Source organism: Acidiluteibacter ferrifornacis (genome assembly GCF_009909615.1).
In the GTDB taxonomy this organism is placed as follows: domain Bacteria; phylum Bacteroidota; class Bacteroidia; order Flavobacteriales_E; family Vicingaceae; genus Acidiluteibacter; species Acidiluteibacter ferrifornacis.
Genome location: NZ_WWNE01000005.1, coordinates 76,081 through 93,169 on the forward strand (window position 1 = coordinate 76,081; position 17,089 = coordinate 93,169).

Annotated in this window: 13 protein-coding genes; 10 read left to right on the plus strand and 3 right to left on the minus strand. The window is 35.8% G+C overall.

From position 1 onward, the window contains the following. The first annotated feature begins 60 nt into the window (after positions 1–60). The 4 genes from alaS to GQN54_RS04705 all read left to right on the plus strand — a co-directional run bounded on the left by alaS (position 61) and on the right by GQN54_RS04705 (position 7,697). Positions 61–2,670, plus strand: a complete 2,610-nt coding sequence (alaS, locus tag GQN54_RS04690) for an alanine--tRNA ligase (RefSeq protein ID WP_160632715.1) — start codon at positions 61–63, stop codon at positions 2,668–2,670. 330 nt (positions 2,671–3,000) lie between these two features. Continuing rightward, positions 3,001–5,817 (plus strand): OmpA family protein, encoded by a 2,817-nt coding sequence (locus tag GQN54_RS04695; protein WP_160632360.1) that lies wholly within the window; start codon positions 3,001–3,003, stop codon positions 5,815–5,817. 598 nt (positions 5,818–6,415) lie between these two features. Next, a complete protein-coding gene (locus tag GQN54_RS04700) occupies positions 6,416–6,865 on the plus strand; it encodes a hypothetical protein (RefSeq protein WP_160632361.1) in 450 nt (149 codons plus the stop codon). A gap of 175 nt (positions 6,866–7,040) precedes the next feature. Then, positions 7,041–7,697, plus strand: a complete 657-nt coding sequence (locus tag GQN54_RS04705) for a carboxypeptidase regulatory-like domain-containing protein (protein WP_160632362.1) — start codon at positions 7,041–7,043, stop codon at positions 7,695–7,697. Positions 7,698–7,727: 30 nt separating this feature from the next. On the opposite strand, the gene GQN54_RS04710 is transcribed toward GQN54_RS04705, so the two are convergent. After that, entirely contained in the window at positions 7,728–8,015 is a 288-nt protein-coding gene (locus GQN54_RS04710; protein WP_160632363.1) for a putative quinol monooxygenase, read from the minus strand. Beyond that, complete coding sequence (locus GQN54_RS04715; protein WP_160632364.1) at positions 8,005–8,793, minus strand: SAM hydrolase/SAM-dependent halogenase family protein; 789 nt, start codon at positions 8,791–8,793, stop codon at positions 8,005–8,007. Before GQN54_RS04715 ends, GQN54_RS04710 begins: the two co-directional genes overlap by 11 nt. A 253-nt stretch (positions 8,794–9,046) precedes the next feature. On the opposite strand from GQN54_RS04715, the gene GQN54_RS04720 reads away from it, so the two are divergent. Then, positions 9,047–10,048 carry a PhoH family protein gene (locus tag GQN54_RS04720; RefSeq protein WP_160632365.1) on the plus strand — a complete coding sequence of 334 codons (1,002 nt, stop codon included), beginning with the start codon at positions 9,047–9,049 and terminating at the stop codon, positions 10,046–10,048. Beyond that, on the plus strand, positions 10,045–10,989 hold the full coding sequence (locus GQN54_RS04725) for a phosphoribosylaminoimidazolesuccinocarboxamide synthase (RefSeq protein ID WP_160632366.1): 945 nt from the start codon (positions 10,045–10,047) through the stop codon (positions 10,987–10,989). Before GQN54_RS04720 ends, GQN54_RS04725 begins: the two co-directional genes overlap by 4 nt. Before the next feature lie 349 nt (positions 10,990–11,338). Here the strand turns inward: GQN54_RS04725 and GQN54_RS04730 are convergent, their stop codons facing one another. After that, entirely contained in the window at positions 11,339–12,790 is a 1,452-nt protein-coding gene (locus tag GQN54_RS04730; RefSeq protein WP_160632367.1) for a T9SS type A sorting domain-containing protein, read from the minus strand. 143 nt (positions 12,791–12,933) lie between these two features. Between GQN54_RS04730 and GQN54_RS04735 the strand changes: the two genes are divergently transcribed. The 4 genes from GQN54_RS04735 (at position 12,934) to GQN54_RS04750 (ending at position 17,076) form a co-directional block, all read left to right on the plus strand. Further along, the gene (locus tag GQN54_RS04735; RefSeq protein ID WP_160632368.1) at positions 12,934–13,383 is read left to right on the plus strand and encodes a MarR family winged helix-turn-helix transcriptional regulator; all 450 of its coding nucleotides are present in this window, start codon (positions 12,934–12,936) and stop codon (positions 13,381–13,383) included. Then, complete coding sequence (locus tag GQN54_RS04740; RefSeq protein WP_160632369.1) at positions 13,383–13,934, plus strand: nitroreductase family protein; 552 nt, start codon at positions 13,383–13,385, stop codon at positions 13,932–13,934. Before GQN54_RS04735 ends, GQN54_RS04740 begins: the two co-directional genes overlap by 1 nt. A gap of 96 nt (positions 13,935–14,030) precedes the next feature. Beyond that, positions 14,031–15,089: a branched-chain amino acid aminotransferase gene (locus GQN54_RS04745; RefSeq protein WP_160632370.1), complete on the plus strand. Its 1,059-nt coding sequence runs from the start codon at positions 14,031–14,033 to the stop codon at positions 15,087–15,089. Positions 15,090–15,222: 133 nt separating this feature from the next. Then, positions 15,223–17,076 carry a DNA topoisomerase IV subunit B gene (locus tag GQN54_RS04750; RefSeq protein ID WP_160632371.1) on the plus strand — a complete coding sequence of 618 codons (1,854 nt, stop codon included), beginning with the start codon at positions 15,223–15,225 and terminating at the stop codon, positions 17,074–17,076. The last annotated feature ends 13 nt before the right edge of the window (positions 17,077–17,089 follow it).

A 17,089-nucleotide genomic window follows, 5' to 3' on the forward strand; every position in this document is an offset into this window, starting at 1 on the left:
TACAAAGGAGTTAAAAATTGTTAGGATATGAGCCATAATCGTTTAAAGTTTTCAACAAAAATGACTTCAAAAGAAATCCGTCAGCAGTTTTTAGAATTTTTTAAAAGTAAAGAACATCAGGTAGTTGAGTCTGCTCCCATGGTGATAAAAGATGATCCTACATTGATGTTTACCAACGCTGGTATGAATCAGTTTAAAGATTTATTCCTAGGCAATGCTGCTGTAAAATACCCTCGAATTGTAGATACTCAGAAATGTTTAAGAGTTTCTGGTAAACATAATGACCTAGAGGAGGTTGGTGTAGATACCTATCACCACACGATGTTCGAAATGTTGGGTAACTGGTCATTTGGAAACTATTTTAAGAAGGAAGCCATTGAATGGGCGTGGGAATTATTGACAGAGGTTTATCAAATGGACAAGGATAGTCTTTATGTGACTGTTTTTGGAGGCGATGAAGGCGATCAATTAGGAGAGGATACAGAAGCGTATGATATCTGGAAGTCAATCATTGAAGAAGATCGAATTATAAAGGCGTCTAAAAAGGATAATTTCTGGGAAATGGGAGACGTTGGCCCTTGTGGTCCTTGTTCTGAAATTCACGTTGACATTCGTTCTAAAGAAGAAAAAGCTAAAGTTGCAGGGAAAACATTGGTCAATGAAGATCATCCGCAAGTAGTAGAAATATGGAACCTGGTGTTCATGGAATTCAATCGAATGGCAGATGGAAGCTTGGTGAAATTGCCAAATCAGCATGTTGACACTGGAATGGGGTTTGAGCGTTTGTGCATGGCTTTGCAAGGCAAACAGTCCAATTACGATACCGATGTTTTCATGCCGTTGATTACTAAAATAGCTTCGATTAGTGGAGTGGAGTATACAGCTACCCAAGAAAAGAAAGATATTGCCATTCGCGTAATAGCCGACCATATTCGTGCGATTTCTTTTGCGATTGCTGACGGTCAACTACCATCGAATACTGGAGCAGGATATGTGATTCGTCGTATTTTGAGAAGAGCGGTTCGTTATGGATATAGTTTCCTAAACCTGAAGGAGCCTTTCTTAAACCAGTTAGTGGAAGTTTTGGTGAATCAGATGGGCGAGCAGTTTGCAGAGTTGAAATCTCAGCAGAAACTAATTACACAAGTGATTTTTGAAGAAGAAAATACCTTTTTAAGAACATTAGAGAAAGGAATTCAGCGATTTGAAGAATACACTTCCACTTTGAATGGAAAAATCATTGATGGGAAATTCGCTTTTGAATTGTACGATACCTTTGGTTTTCCAATTGACTTGACTCATTTAATGGGATCTGAAGCTGGATTGGAAGTAGACATGAATGAATTTCAAGCAGCTCTAGAAAAGCAGAAAACACGTTCTAGAAAAGCAACCAAGATAGATGCTGGCGATTGGGAAATTGTAACAGAAGACGAAGTAGAAGAATTTATCGGATATGATTATACTGAAGCAGAAGTTTCAATCACTAGATATAGAAAGTTGACTGCCAAAGGGAAAGAGTTGTATCAGTTGGTGTTTAACATGACTCCATTTTATCCAGAGGGTGGTGGACAAGTAGGAGACACCGGTAAAATTTCGGCAAACGGAAAAGATTATTTCATCACCAACACCAAGAAAGAGAATAACTTAATCGTTCATTATACCGACCAATTACCTGAGAATGTTAACTTGAAATTTCAGGCAGTAGTTAACCAAAAGAAACGAATCTTAGCTGAAAATAATCACTCAGCCACTCACTTGATGCACCATGCATTGCGCACTGTTTTGGGTGAGCATGTGGAGCAAAAAGGTTCGTTGGTAAATGCAGATTATTTGCGATTTGACTTCTCTCATTTCCATAAAGTTACGGACGAAGAAATCAAGCAAATTGAAACCATCGTGAATCAGAATATCCGTGAGAACATTCAATTGGATGAGCGAAGAGCGATACCGATTAATGAAGCCAAAGAAATGGGTGCTATGGCATTGTTTGGTGAGAAATACGGCGATGTAGTGCGTTTGATTAAGTTTGGTGATTCCATTGAATTGTGTGGAGGGACTCATGTGTCTTCTACGGCTAGAATTGGACAATTTAAGATTGTAAGCGAATCAGCAGTAGCGGCAGGAGTAAGACGAATAGAAGCTATCACTGCGGAAAAGGCAGACCAATACTTGGATAATAAATTAGCATTGTTGGATGCAGTAAACGAAGCATTGAAACACCCCAAAGATGTTCTACAATCGATTACCGCATTGCAAAGACAAAATTCTGAACTACAGAAGCAAGTTGAAGAGTTTAAGCGAGCAGCAGCAGGAAACGTAAAAGGAGAATTGAAAGGCAAGGTTCAAAACATCGGCGGAATCAATGCGATCGTCGAAGAAGTAGATTTGGATGCAGGCTCCATCAAAGATTTGGCGTTTCAGTTGAAAGCAGAAATCGAAAACTTGTTCATGGTATTGGCCTCTAATGTAGACGGTAAAGTAACCTTAACGATATTGGTGGCTGAAGAATTGGTAAAATCTCACGATTTGCACGCAGGGAATATGGTGAGAGATTTAGCCAAAGAAATTGGCGGTGGTGGTGGTGGCCAACCGTTTTTTGCCACAGCAGGAGGGAAGAACCCGAACGGAATTACTTCAGCGTTAGAAAAGGCAAAAGCCTATTTGAAATAGAATATTCAACAGATAGTTAGAATCCTCTTGGCGGTGCCAAGGGGATTTTTTTGCTTATGGTGTCCTGATTCATAGAATAACTTGGCTCTGCCGCCAAAAAACTTCGAGGTTTATTAAGGTGACAAGGACTCAACCCAAGTAATATAATCCGTTTAGAACCTTTGTTAAGCTGAGTGCCAGGTCGAGCTCCATTAAGCTTAAGTCGAGGCAATCAAAGGAAAAGTTATTAGAAATAATAATGAATTGAATATAAATCCGTTTGATAGTGTTCTTATATTTAAAACCTAAAACACATTTACCCTCGAAGCTCATTAAAGTTTACCTAACTCCATGATTAGAATCTTTCTATTACTCAGTTTTATTTTTAGTGTTTCAATTGTTAAAAGCCAGGAAATCCCTTTTACTGTTAGTGAAAATGGAAAGTATTATGGGCACTGTGTAAAGATTGCTCCAAATGAAGCTAACTCTAATTTAGTTCAAGAAAATAGCAATTATAAAAAGTTCTATGAATTCAGGTATTACAGAGTAGATACTCAACTACCAATTTTAAAGTATCAATTTAAAGCAGATAAATTATCTGACATCAGTATAAAAATAAGTCCTGATGGAAAAACGATTGCTATAAGTAATGGGTATAATGCTAGTGTGTTAAATGCCCAATCTAAGGCTGTCGTGTATGAAACTTATGGGATCAATAACATTATATTTCCATATTTAGACAATAGTTTTTTAATATCTGGATCCAAAAACCTAATCCTTTATGATACTTATAGTGCAATTGTTTTAAGGTCCTATTTACAAGCGAACCATTCAAACGGATATGGAAAAACTTGGTTTAGCAAGGATGATCAATTTATTGTTCAACAGAAATCAAAATCTAGGTATAATTTATGGCGAACCAATCAAAGTAAAAGAATAAGTTCACAATCAGCGGATGACTTTGCATTCGATTACCAAAGCAACCGTATTACGTTTATTCGTGGCTTAAGAATTAAAGCGTTTTCATTAGACACTATGCGTTTGGAGTATTCTCAAGATTTAAGAAGTGCTTTAAGAAGTTTTGTCAATGAAAAGAAACTTGCAGATAAAAGAACAGTAATAAAATATGGAGAACCAATTCTTAGCAAAAGTGGAAATTTTACAATTATCCCTTTTACTCAAGACAGTAGAAATTCTCTCTTACTGTATTCGGTTCAAAAAGGTGATTTTAAAGAAGTCCATCTGTTAGATGAACCTATTCGTGATTTGGAGTGGCATAACGATTCTATTCTCTCTATACAGCACGAGAACAATACAACTACATTCTTGAATTTATTCGATTTAACGAATCCCCAAAATATAGATTTTGGAATCTCTGATAAGAAGTATCAGATTGATAAAGGTGTAGAGGTTTCAGATGATTTGAGCTATTTTATAACTCCTAAAAATAACTTTTTTAATAAAGGTTTTTCATTGAATAATATAGAAGACAATGAGAAAATATACACCAATAAGTATGAATTTGTAGCTATTGCAGATTCATCCAAATATTTAATCGTTAAAAACAGAAAGACAAAAGGAATAGGGGTGATTAAATCTTTTGATTTACTCAATAATAAAGGCACTTTATTTTTACCATTTAGTGATACGTTGACAGAAGTGTTTGAACCCGTTAATGAAGATGTTGAACCGCCTGTTGATTTTGAACCGTATCGTATCACTCAGTTTAAACACATTAGTGAATTGAAAGATACCGCTGCATTAATCAATCTCGTTCTAAAAAATATAGTGTATTCCGATTCGACGATTTCAATCAATACACACCTAATAGATGATGATGGAGTTTACTATTATGGTGCAGGCACTGAAGAGTGGAAACACATTTGGTGTAATGTTTTATTGAAGAAGGGGAACCAACCGATAATTCAAGTAACAGATTTCGATGTAATAGAACACCGTGCTGATGTTACTATTCCGAATGCCGTAGCGGTAGTTATGGATCATAGTGGATCTATGGGAGAGTTTCGAGCGAATAAAGTTCAAAACGAGGTAAAAGGATTTGTAGATAAAAAAGCTTCAGAAGATGGAATTTCTATTATAAAATTTGATACTAGAGTAGGGGTAGAATCTTACATTTCAAATAGTAAGTTTGAGTTGAACCGGAAATTGAAGCTTAATGGATTGGAAGGGTATGGAGGAGGTACTTCTCTTTTGGACGGCACCAATTCAGCAATCTCAGTGCTCAAAAACTCAAATGGCTACCAAGAAAGTTCAATCATTGTTCTAACTGATGGATATGAGAATGGTTCATATATAAGTAAATATGAACTAATTCGAAGAGCAAAAAAGCATGACATTCAAGTTTATGTTGTTGGATTTGGGCAGTCTGTAGATAAAGATTATTTGCGTTCAATAGCATTCCCTACAAATGGAACCTACTACGAAATCTATAATACCACTGATTTTGAATGGATCTTTACGGATATCAATCATAAGATTAAAAACTATTACGAGATAAAGTTTAAGACAGATACTATTGATCAGCACCAATCTATTTTGAAAGTATGTATTACTGATAAACAGAAAGATACTTTAGCCTTGTCTTTCTCAAATCAACCCTTTAAATACCAATCTAAAACGAAAGGTAAGGAAGGAAACTTATTTGAGGAGATTACCTCAAAGGAGAAAGTTGATGAGTTGATTTCAAAAGAAGATATTATAGATTTTAGTTCAATTAATGCCTATTCAGCTTATAAAAGGAAAGTGACTAATCAAACAAACGAAACAGACACTTTGTCTCAAAACATAGAAGAGGAGTTAGAAGAAATTAATCTGTCGGATATTCAATTTCTAAATAATAGCACGGTCATGGTGGATTCTACATTAAATGGAATTACTAAAGTGAAACACTTTTTACAAAAGTATGGACATGTTGAAATTGAAATAGTGGGACACACAGATTCTGATGGAGATGATGATTTTAATATGGATTTGTCTGTAAAGCGAGCAGATAAAATAAAGGAGTTATTAATAGCTGAAGGTGTTGATTCTAATCGACTTTCAGTAAAAGGGTACGGAGAATTATTTCCATTGTTAGAAAATTCTAGTGAGGAAAACAAACTAAAGAATAGGCGAGTAGAGTTTCGGGTAGTTTACAATGATGAGTAGACTTACTTGGTTCTAACCGTGTTCTGCTTTGCTGTTGCAAAAAACTTCAAGGCTTACTAAGGAGACAAGGACTCAATCTTGAAGGTTTACGGGAGTTATTTATTGTTATCAACATAACTCACTAATTTTTAACCATAACCCTTTTTAATTTCAATATTTCACTTATCTTCGGAATCCTAATCATTTCTATTGAAGGGAGATAATAATTAATGACAAATATGGTGAATAAATGTATTTTTCGCTTTCTTTGGATGTTTTAGGTAGTTATTAATACTATATATTTTTAGGGCTGTGTCCTTTAGTGTTGTACACTATAAAGTTGGTCATAAAGTGAAACTATCCGCCAACGTAAAAATAATAAGGATGGAAGTCTATTGAGCTGTGCTCTTAACCCTTTAAACTCGAGACCATGATTATTATTATGACTCCGTTAAAGCTTAAAGTGAATTCAGTTGAGATAGAAGTATCCATCGTTGAGCTTGCAATAGCTTGTTGGATATTATTTTAACAGTGACAGGGTGGTGGAATCAAAACCATCCTGTTTTTTGTAAACCATACTTATTAGTTATTTTTATTGTGAGTAATTAAATTTTGAAAAATGACACCATTGACACCATCTCAAAGATATAATTTAGATAATATGTACAGTTTGTATTATAAATCTAAAGATAGATTTAATCTTTTCATTAGATCTATTTCTACAATATCTATAACATTACTTGGGCTTTTAATCTCATTAAAAGATAAGACTGAAATTGACTTAGTTGCAAATCGTTTTTTTTTGGTATCAATAATATTACTTGCGTTGACCGTTTTCTTCACTTTAATCGTTCAATTTTTAGAAGGTGATAAGTTAAACAAGGCTTTCCAAGAGCAGAAAGAGGGGTTACAGAGCAGTGAATCAAATAAGGACTTAAATTCAATTCAAGTAACGCTTGTAGACAAAAGTAAATCCTCGAAATTTTTTGAGATAGGGACATATATATTTTTAATATTATCGATTACATCATTAATATTTTATTCATACCATGCATATCCAGTAATTTAGAGTAAAAGCTATCTACAACACCCATTATATACTATAGTGGGTATGTCTTAATAGTTTTCTTTTCCTGATTATCAGCAAAAGTGTTATTTGTTTTAATAATTTGATAATTAGTTAGTTTGTGTTTTTATCCATTCCACGACTTCACTTAAAGTAACTTTAAAGCAACCCCAAGAAAATGAAATCAACTTTATTATCCATATTCATTCTGTTAATGAATTTTGGTTTCTGTCAAGTTTCTGAAGATTTACAATTCATTTTGAAAGGTAAAGTGGTTGACCAAGAAATATCTATTCCTATTCAGAATGCTAGAGTAGAGGTGATTGGTACAGACTCATCAACCATAGTAATTGAAACTAACGAAAATGGGGTATTCGAAACTCCTCTTAAAGGAAATACTTCTTATAGCGTTTCAGTTTCTAAATCGTCTTATCTGAATGCTCATGGGAAAGAAACGACAATTGATGAAACAGAATCAAATGTGTTCTTTCATTTATATGAATTAGAACCAATGATAACCATTCATGAAGGATTTACTACAATTGATTTCAATTCAACATTCTCTTTCAAATCAATTGATTTTAATACTGATTCAATCACCCTGTATAAAAAATACGATGGTCTTTCTGATGAGGAAGTAAAATATAAATTGCTTAGTGAATCCAATAATGACTATCAGATTATCAGTCAACAAGATGTAACAATTGAAAGAATAAGAATGGAATTGATAGACACTAGTGTTGTAAAAATTTCAACAGATAAGTTTAATTCTAATTATTGGTTGATTGGATATTCTACAAAAAATAGATTTTGGTTTGATTTAATTAAGTGGTAGAAATCTTGAAATTAACCCTTAACCATTAACTCAAAACAACTTAAAATTACTCCAAGCCTCTGCTTTTTCAGAAAATAAAGGTTTCGTTTTCGCCCAAGTGGTTTTAAATAATTCCGAATGGCGGTAGTTTTCTAAAGCTTCTTCGCTTTTCCAATGGCTGTGCGTAAAAAAGATGGTTCCATCAGTACTGCATCGCAACAATTCTAGGTGAGAAACACCTTCAAAATTCCGGATCAGGTCTTTGCTCTCGTTGAAGATGGTAATGAAATCGTTCACTTTATCTTCTTGAAATGTCAATTTTACTATTCTAACTATCATGGAGTTCGATTCTAATTAAGTCATTATCCCTCAAGCCAAGTAGTTTGTCCGCTCGACCTTTGTTAATGGCAATTTCTAAATGGTTAGTGGTATTAAATAGCGCTAATTTTTCACCTTCTGCTACATCGCTATAGGTATATGAAATTCGGTTGATGTCGTAATCAGAGTTTCTAAAAACCACACTAAAGCCATAGTTTTTAACGAAATTATTAAACAGAATTTCACTAATGTTGGTAATGGCATTTCCAAAGCTATCAATGTGCATCACCATGCCTTTCAATTGGTTATTATCGATGTAAGGTTGGTAAGCGATTTTCTTCAATACGCCGTCAATCTTTCTACCCAACACCGAAATGGTGCCTCCTTTTTGAATGTGTGCCGCCACTTTTACAAAGATGTCCTTCGTCGGAAACGACAACCGATTGGAATCGGCAGAAACATTCAGTTCGATGACTTCTTCAGGTTCTAAGTCGCCAAAGATGAGGGAAAAAATACCAGTGTCCGATCCTACGAAATAGTGGTTGTCGTATTTCACTACCAAGTGTGCAAATTCCACAGTTGCTTCAGAACTAACGCCAATAATGTGAACCGTTCCTTCCGGAAAATGAGAATAGGAATTTTTAACGATGTAAGCCGCCTTGGAAATGTTGTAGGCAGGAATGTCGTGAGTGATGTCAACAATTTTAGCTTCAGGACATAGCGTATAGAGCGCACCCTTGACGATGCCAATATAATAGTCTGATTTCTGAAAATCTGTAGTTAACGTAATTACACCCATTTAACTTTTGCTGCTTATATTTGGTCAAAGTCGAACAATAGTCTCCAAAATTAGTAATATTTTTGAAGCCTGAAAGAATAGAAAAGACGCCTTAAACCAATAAAGTTTTTAATTTTTTCATTAAAATAAATGGATACATTTAAAAAGTAATTATTGGTAAATGCCGATCAGTTGGATAAGGAGAATATGAAGCATGAGTAGTCGATATAAGATAACTAAATCGGTATAAAACCTAAAAATACCCAAAAACTGAGTGGAGAAAATCATAGATATTAGTGCGGTAAGTCCGGTAGAATTATACGGGGTAAACGACAAGAAATTAGAGATCATCAGGAAGAAGTTTCCAAAAGTAAAACTGATAGCTCGTGGCGATGAGTTAAAAGCCATAGGTGGAGAAACAGCGATAGAGGAGTTTGAATTGAAATTGGGAATGCTCATTCAGCACATTATTAAATTCAAGCAGTTAACCGAATCGAATATCGATCATTTGTTGGATGGAGATTTGGAAGTGGCACAGCGCACTTTGAAAGATTCAAGCGACATATTAGTGTTCGGGAATCATGGGTTGATGGTGCGTCCTCGCACACCCAATCAGCGCAAGCTAGTAAAAGCCATCGACGAGAACGATATGGTTTTTGCCATTGGGCCTGCAGGAACTGGTAAAACCTACACCGCCGTAGCATTGGCCGTTAGAGCTTTAAAAAACAAAGAGGTGAAGCGAATTATTTTGACTCGTCCAGCAGTAGAAGCAGGGGAGAATTTGGGTTTCCTTCCGGGAGATTTGAAAGAGAAATTAGACCCATTTTTACAACCTTTGTATGATGCTTTGTACGATATGCTCCCAGGTGAAAAGTTACGCGATTATCTCGAGAACAATGTGATACAAATTGCACCATTGGCCTTTATGCGTGGACGAACGTTGGACCATGCTTTTGTGATTTTGGATGAAGCACAAAACACCACCAGAGCGCAGTTTAAGATGTTTTTGACGCGGATGGGAAAGTCGGCTAAATTCATGATTACAGGTGATGCCTCTCAAGTGGATTTACCAAGAAATCAGCCATCAGGATTAATTCAAGCATTGGATATTTTGAAGAAAGTGAAAGGAGTAGGCTTTATTACTTTTGATGGTAAAGATGTGATTCGTCATGAATTGGTAAAGAAAATTATCTCGGCATATGACAAAGAAGATGAAAAAATAGAAGAGTTAAAAAAGCAACAAAAAGAAGCGAAACAAAAAGAAGCTAGAAAATGAGCACAAAGTCAGTAGCACCATTCCAATTTCCAGGTCAAAAAAGCTTTTACAGCGGAAAAGTAAGAGACGTTTACAATATCAATAATAAACACTTAGTAATGGTCGCTTCAGATCGAATTTCTGCATTTGATCACATTTTGCCGAAGCCGATTCCTTTTAAAGGTCAAGTGTTGAACCAGATTGCCGCTAAGTTTTTAGCAGCTACGTCCGATATTGTTCCAAATTGGATAGAGTCTGTGCCAGACCCTTCTGTGGCCATTGGTAAGTTATGCGAAACGTATAAAGTAGAAATGGTGATTCGTGGCTATTTAAGCGGACATGCGTGGAGAGAATATAAAGCAGGAAAAAGAATCATTTGCGGTGTAGCGATGCCAGATGGAATGAAGGAGAACGATCGTTTTCCAACTCCTATTATCACTCCGGCCACTAAAGCAGAAGAAGGACATGACGAGGACATTTCTAGAGAAGAAATTATCAAACAAGGAATCGTTCCGGAGAGTGAGTACATTCAATTGGAAAACTACACCAGAGCTTTGTTTCAAAGAGGAACCGAAATGGCTGCCGATAAAGGATTGATATTGGTGGATACCAAATATGAGTTTGGAAAAATTGGAGATACCATATACTTGATAGATGAAATTCATACACCAGATTCTTCGCGTTATTTTTACGCTGATGGATATCAAGAGCGTCAGGATAGGGGAGAGAAGCAGAAACAATTGTCGAAAGAGTTTGTCCGCGAATGGTTAATAGAAAACGGTTTTCAAGGATTAGATGGACAAACCATGCCCGAAATGCCGGATTCGTTTGTAACGGAAGTTTCTGAGCGATACATCGAGTTGTACGAGCATATCACTGGTGATCAGTTTGTGAAAGCTGATATTTCGAATGTTTCGAAACGTATTGAAGAAAATGTATTGGCTGCTTTAGCTAAATTGTAATACAGAAAATATAAATGTTTTTAACCCCAATTTGAGTAATCAAATTGGGGTTTGTTTTTTTTAAGTATTCTCGAATTATCAAATGTTCAATTAGTAATTGTCCTTGAGAATTCTTCAAGAACTTCAAATTGAAGTCTTAGAAAGTTCGTTTAGCTCCGAAGAATAGAGGAGATCCAACGAACGTCTTAGGCTTTGAGAAGAAATTCGCAGAAGGAGACTCAAAGACTTGAACTTTTGGTTCATTTTGGTTCAAGCCAAAAGAACATAAAAACAATACCAAATAAAATAAACATCAAAAAAGCCCAATTTGAATGAACAAATTGGGCCTTTTATTTTGTAGAAATTGTTCTTACTGAACAATCACTTTCTTACTCGTTGCTTTATCACCATCCATGTAATTGATGAAATAAATACCTTTTGAAAGGTTAGAAACATCCATCGTTTTTGATTCGTTTGATTTCAAATCAAATGACAAAATTTGCTCACCTAACATATTGTACAAACTAACTTTTGATAAATTACTAGCAGTTGTATTCTTGATTGTCAAGTTACTAGTTGCAGGGTTTGGATAAGCAGTCAAAATATTTGCTTGAGCTACTGTTTCTTTCACTGATGTAATCACATTTAATGGAGATGAAAGTACCACTCCCAAAGATGGATCATCGTTCTTGTCAACAATTGTGCTATCGCTTCCAATTTGTGTCAATCTTCCCCAGTCGTTGTTTTGAGCATAAATAGAATCTGGGGTATTGTTGTAAAGATTATATTCAATTCCGTTGTTAAAGTTGTCTTTTATTACATTCAGTCCTGGGCTATTTTTGGAAGGTCTCAAATCTCCCAAATTCGGAGACGCAGTATTTTGAATGGTTACACCCCAAAGGTTTCCTGTAATTAAGTTGTCTGTAACAATTGCAGTGTTGGTGCTTGCTCCTGCAAAATTAATCCCACTACCACCTAGGTTCTCGTTTCCTTGAATCATGTTGTTGGTGATGGTGTTGCCTTTAATTAAACTAGTAATACCACCTGTCAACATTCCAATACCATATCTGTTGCTATCTATAAAGTTGTTTTCTATAACGACTTGAGCAGCGCCAATTGGTAAAAATGCAATACCACCTGCGTTCGTGTATTTACCAACGATGGTATTTCCAACTATAAAGATGGTGTCAGAACCTGTTGTTCCAAAGTTGATTTGAGATTTGTTACCGTTGTAAGTAACATTTCTTCTGATGTCATTATTCAAAATTCTTGGTGCTGAAGCAATGTTTGCTCCTGAGCTAATAGCAGAACTTCTATTGTCATGAATTTTAGAATTCTGGATGATTGCATTACTTCTGAATAAGTTAATTGCTCCTCTAGTACCATCAGCATTGTTTCTAATAATACAGCTGTCAATCAATGGAGAGGCATCATAGATAGCGATTCCACCACCAAACTCTATGATTGTTTTTCTGATAATACTATTAGAAGAATCAATACGAATAGCCTCGTAGGTTAAGCCTTGAGTATTGGTAATTTTAATTGAATCAGATGGATTAAAAAAAGCAAAACCAGTGAGGTTAAGTTCTACTGCTCCACCCATTACAATGGTTTCATTTGTCAAAATTTCAAGCGTATCCGTTTTGGAGATTTTGACATCCTGATTGAATGTATAAACCGAAGCTGACTTGGTTACAGCACCACCGCTATTTGCAACTAAACTATCCAAATTGTATTTTTGACCAGTGTTAGGAGTTGAATACTGAGCTTTTAGCCCTAATGCAGCTGCCAAAAGCAACGAAATTGTAGTGATTTTCTTCATAATTCTATGTTTTTTTTGGAGGGCAAAACTACCTTTCCTTTCTAAGTTTTACTCTATTTTTTTACATTTTTAACGATTCAATGCAATTTGATGTATGTACATTAAATGTATATACATATATTTGTAAAAAATAATTCAACAAGATGAAAATAGAAGACGAAATAAAACAGTCCAAGTTTGAAAGTGAGTTCCATAAGCTCACGATCAATGTGTTGTTTTCTGGCAAGTGGATTAATGATGTGATGAATCAATTTCATAAGCAATTTGATATTAGTTCTCAGCAGTATAATGTCTTAAGGATTCTGAGAGGACAATATCCCAAGGCAGCAACTGTCAATCTGATTTCAGAACGAATGATTGATCGGATGTCCAATGTTTCTCGATTAATAGATAAGTTAGAAACAAAAGGGTTGGTAGAACGAAGTTCGTGTAAGAATGATAGGCGTCAAGTAGATATCAAAATTACCAATGATGGGCTGCAATTGTTGAAGCAAATAGATGTCCAACAGGCTCAGATTATGGAAAAATTTAATCACTTAACCACAGAAGAAGCGATTCAGTTAAATAACTTATTAGATAAATTTAGAGGATAATGAATAACTTGATAGAGAAAAGATGGAGTCCACGTGCTTTCGAAGATAAAGCCATAGAAAAGGAGAAGTTAGACGAAATTTTTACTGCTGCAGGAACTGCGCCAAGTGCATTTAATGCACAACCTTGGAGGTTTATTGTTGGTAATAAATTCCAAAATAAGTCGGTATACGAACAAATATTTTCCACACTAGCTCCCGCCAACAAGGTTTGGGCGGAGAATGCTCCCGTTTTAGTGCTAACCGTTTCAGAAATAGTTTCTTCTTATAATGGTAAGCTGAATTCAACTGCTGAATACGACTTAGGAGCCTCTACTGCATATTTGAGTCTTCAAGCACTAGAGTTGGATGTTTATGTTCATCAAATGTCTGGATTTGATACCGCAATGGCGAGAGATATATTTAATATTCCAGAAGAGATGAAACCATTAAGCGTAATTGCATTGGGCTATTTAGGAGATAAAAATATATTACCAGAAGCATTGGCTGAAAAGGAATCCTCCAAAAGAGTTAGAAAGTCTTTGAATGAAGTTGTTATGATAGATGGTTTTTAACAATGGGTTAAAGTAATTCCAATTTCTTTTCAAATAAAGACTTTTTCTTATCTGTTTTTATAGGTAATTTCGCAGTTGAAAAAATGAGGCAGCCATATGGAGATTAAAGTAACAAAGGTAGAGCAGAGTAAGTTAGGAAGCGTAGATTTTGATAATCTTCAATTTGGTAGAACTTTTTCAGACCATATGTTTGTTGCCGAATTTGAAAATGGTGAATGGAAGAATTTTCAAATTAAACCATATTCGAATTTTTCAATAAGTCCTGCAAGTGCCGCTTTGCATTATGGACAGACTATTTTTGAAGGGTTGAAGGCTTATAGAAATAAAGCAGAAGAAGTGGTACTTTTTCGCCCTGAGTACAATTGCCAGAGACTCAACGATTCTGCAGCAAGAATGTGTATGGCTTCTATTCCTGAGGAAATCTTTATGGAAGGGTTACGTCAGTTACTTAAAATAGATCAAGAATGGGTTCCACGTAAACCTGGTTCGTCTTTATATATCCGACCATTCATGTTTGCTGATGAAGAATTTTTGGGTGTAAAGCCTTCTTCCAAATACAAATTCGTAATCATTACCTCACCTGCCTCCACTTATTATGCAGGTGCTGTGAAAGTGAAGGTAGAAAAGAAGTATGTAAGAGCAGCTGAAGGTGGTGTCGGAATGGCAAAAAATGGAGGGAATTATGCAGCTTCATTGTATCCTGCAAAATTAGCTCAAGATCAAGGGTTTCACCAATTAGTTTGGACGGATTCTAAAACCCACGAGTACATCGAAGAAGCCGGAACTATGAATATTATGGCGGTGATCAATAATGTTATTATTACGCCTTCTATCGAAAAGTTAACGGTATTAAAAGGTAAGACGAGAGATACTGTTTTGACTTTGGCTCGAGCATGGGGGCTTTCAGTGGAGGAGCGTCCAATAAGAGTTGAGGAGTTGAAGAATGCTCATGAAAATGGAACTTTAGAAGAAGTTTTTGGGGTTGGCACAGCAGCAACAGTAGCTCCAATTAGCTTAATTTCCATCGACGATGTTTCCTATGATGTTCCACATCTTCAGGAAGGATTGTTCTCTCAAAAAGTTGCCCAGTATTTAACTGATTTAAGACTGGGGTTGGTTGAAGATGAGAATAATTGGATGCAGAAAGCCTTTTAAGATCCTCCTATTTTTTTCAGATTCTTTTTTTCAAAATGGAGTTGTTAATAAATGACTCTACCAAGCCTCCGTTGATGGAAGATATTTAGGTATTTTTATCGTCAGTCCTATCTAATTTTCAGTAACAGAATTTATGGCAGAAGAAGTAGAATACACGGAAGATAATATACGATCGCTCGATTGGAAAGAACACATCCGAATGCGACCTGGTATGTATATCGGGAAGTTAGGTGATGGTTCTGCTTACGATGATGGTATTTATGTTTTGCTAAAAGAAGTGCTAGATAACTGTATCGATGAATTCGTTATGGGGAACGGTCGCACCATTGAAGTTTCTATAAAAGATAAAACGGTAAAAGTTAGAGATTACGGTAGGGGAGTTCCTTTGGGAAAAGTGGTCGATGTAGTTTCAAAAATCAATACAGGAGGGAAATACGACTCTAAGGCTTTTAAGAAATCTGTTGGATTGAACGGGGTTGGAACAAAAGCGGTGAACGCTTTATCTTCTTATTTTAGAATAGAGTCAAATCGGGACGATAAGACCAAAGCGGCAGAGTTTTCTAAAGGAGAACTGCTAATGGATGGGAAGATTGAGCCATCTACACGTAGAAAAGGGACAAAAGTTATCTTTACCCCTGACGAAGAGATATTCGCAGGATATAAGTTTAGAACCCAGTATATCGAAAGAATGCTTTGGAACTATGTCTATCTTAACAGAGGACTAACTATTCTGTTTAATGGAGAGAAATTCCATTCAGAACGTGGGTTGTATGACTTGTTGGAAAAGAATATGTCTGATGAGCCATTATATCCAATTATTCATTTGATGGAGGAAGACATAGAGGTAGCTATTACACATACTAGCTCATATGGAGAAGAGTATTATTCATTTGTCAACGGACAACATACCACACAAGGAGGAACGCACCAGCAAGCGTTTCGTGAAGCCTATGTCAAAACGATCCGTGAATTCTTTCAAAAGGATTACGATGCGGTAGACATTCGCTCCTCAATCGTAGCAGCAGTAGCTGTAAAAGTAATGGAGCCAGTCTTCGAATCACAGACGAAAACAAAATTGGGTTCCAATGATGTAGGTCCCGATGGTCCAACAATGCGAACTTTTGTCAATGATTTTCTGAAAAAGTATTTAGATAACTTTTTGCACAGAAACCCCGAAGTAGCAGAAGCACTTCAGCGAAAAATATTACAGTCAGAAAGAGAGCGAAAGGATCTTGCTGGCATTAAAAAATTGGCAAAGAAACGTGCCAAAGAGGTGAGTTTGCACAACAAGAAATTGAGAGATTGTAGAGTTCATTTCAACAAAGATAAAGATCGATCAGAAGAAACCACCCTATTTATCACGGAGGGAGACTCTGCTTCAGGATCCATTACGAAGGTAAGAGACGTAAATGTTCAAGCTGTTTTTAGTTTGAAAGGTAAACCGCTAAACTCTTATGGGCTGACGAAGAAAATCGTTTATGAGAATGAAGAGTTTAACCTTCTTCAGGCGGCACTTAACATAGAGGATGGGTTGGAAAACTTGAGGTATAATAAGGTGGTGTTAGCAACTGATGCTGATGTAGATGGGATGCACATTCGATTATTGTTGATTACGTTTTTCTTACAGTTCTTTCCGGATTTAGTAAAAAATGGACACCTTTCTGTTCTTGCAACTCCTTTATTTAGAGTTCGTGATAAGAATAAAACTTTTTATTGTTACAGTGAAGAAGAAAAGCAATCTGCAATAGAACAATTAAAGGGTAAGGCGGAGATTACTCGATTTAAGGGGTTGGGGGAAATCTCTCCTGATGAGTTTAAAAATTTCATTGGAGAAGATATGCGATTGGAGCCAGTAGTGATTGGTAAAGGGAAGAGTGTAAATGAATTATTAGAATTCTACATGGGTAAAAATACGCCTCAAAGACAGGAATTTATAATAGAAAACTTAAAAGTGGAGCAAGACCTACTGAAGGATCTTGTAAACTAATTTTTTGATAGAA

Excerpts from the sequence above, each read along its gene's own strand:
- alaS (WP_160632715.1), top strand. The coding sequence starts at position 61 with ATGACTTCAAAAGAAATCCGTCAGCAGTTTTTAGAATTTTTTAAAAGT.
- GQN54_RS04695 (WP_160632360.1), top strand. The coding sequence starts at position 3,001 with ATGATTAGAATCTTTCTATTACTCAGTTTTATTTTTAGTGTTTCAATT.
- GQN54_RS04700 (WP_160632361.1), top strand. The coding sequence starts at position 6,416 with ATGACACCATTGACACCATCTCAAAGATATAATTTAGATAATATGTAC.
- GQN54_RS04705 (WP_160632362.1), top strand. The coding sequence starts at position 7,041 with ATGAAATCAACTTTATTATCCATATTCATTCTGTTAATGAATTTTGGT.
- GQN54_RS04710 (WP_160632363.1), bottom strand. The coding sequence starts at position 8,015 with ATGATAGTTAGAATAGTAAAATTGACATTTCAAGAAGATAAAGTGAAC.
- GQN54_RS04715 (WP_160632364.1), bottom strand. The coding sequence starts at position 8,793 with ATGGGTGTAATTACGTTAACTACAGATTTTCAGAAATCAGACTATTAT.
- GQN54_RS04725 (WP_160632366.1), top strand. The coding sequence starts at position 10,045 with ATGAGCACAAAGTCAGTAGCACCATTCCAATTTCCAGGTCAAAAAAGC.
- GQN54_RS04730 (WP_160632367.1), bottom strand. The coding sequence starts at position 12,790 with ATGAAGAAAATCACTACAATTTCGTTGCTTTTGGCAGCTGCATTAGGG.
- GQN54_RS04735 (WP_160632368.1), top strand. The coding sequence starts at position 12,934 with ATGAAAATAGAAGACGAAATAAAACAGTCCAAGTTTGAAAGTGAGTTC.
- GQN54_RS04740 (WP_160632369.1), top strand. The coding sequence starts at position 13,383 with ATGAATAACTTGATAGAGAAAAGATGGAGTCCACGTGCTTTCGAAGAT.
- GQN54_RS04745 (WP_160632370.1), top strand. The coding sequence starts at position 14,031 with ATGGAGATTAAAGTAACAAAGGTAGAGCAGAGTAAGTTAGGAAGCGTA.
- GQN54_RS04750 (WP_160632371.1), top strand. The coding sequence starts at position 15,223 with ATGGCAGAAGAAGTAGAATACACGGAAGATAATATACGATCGCTCGAT.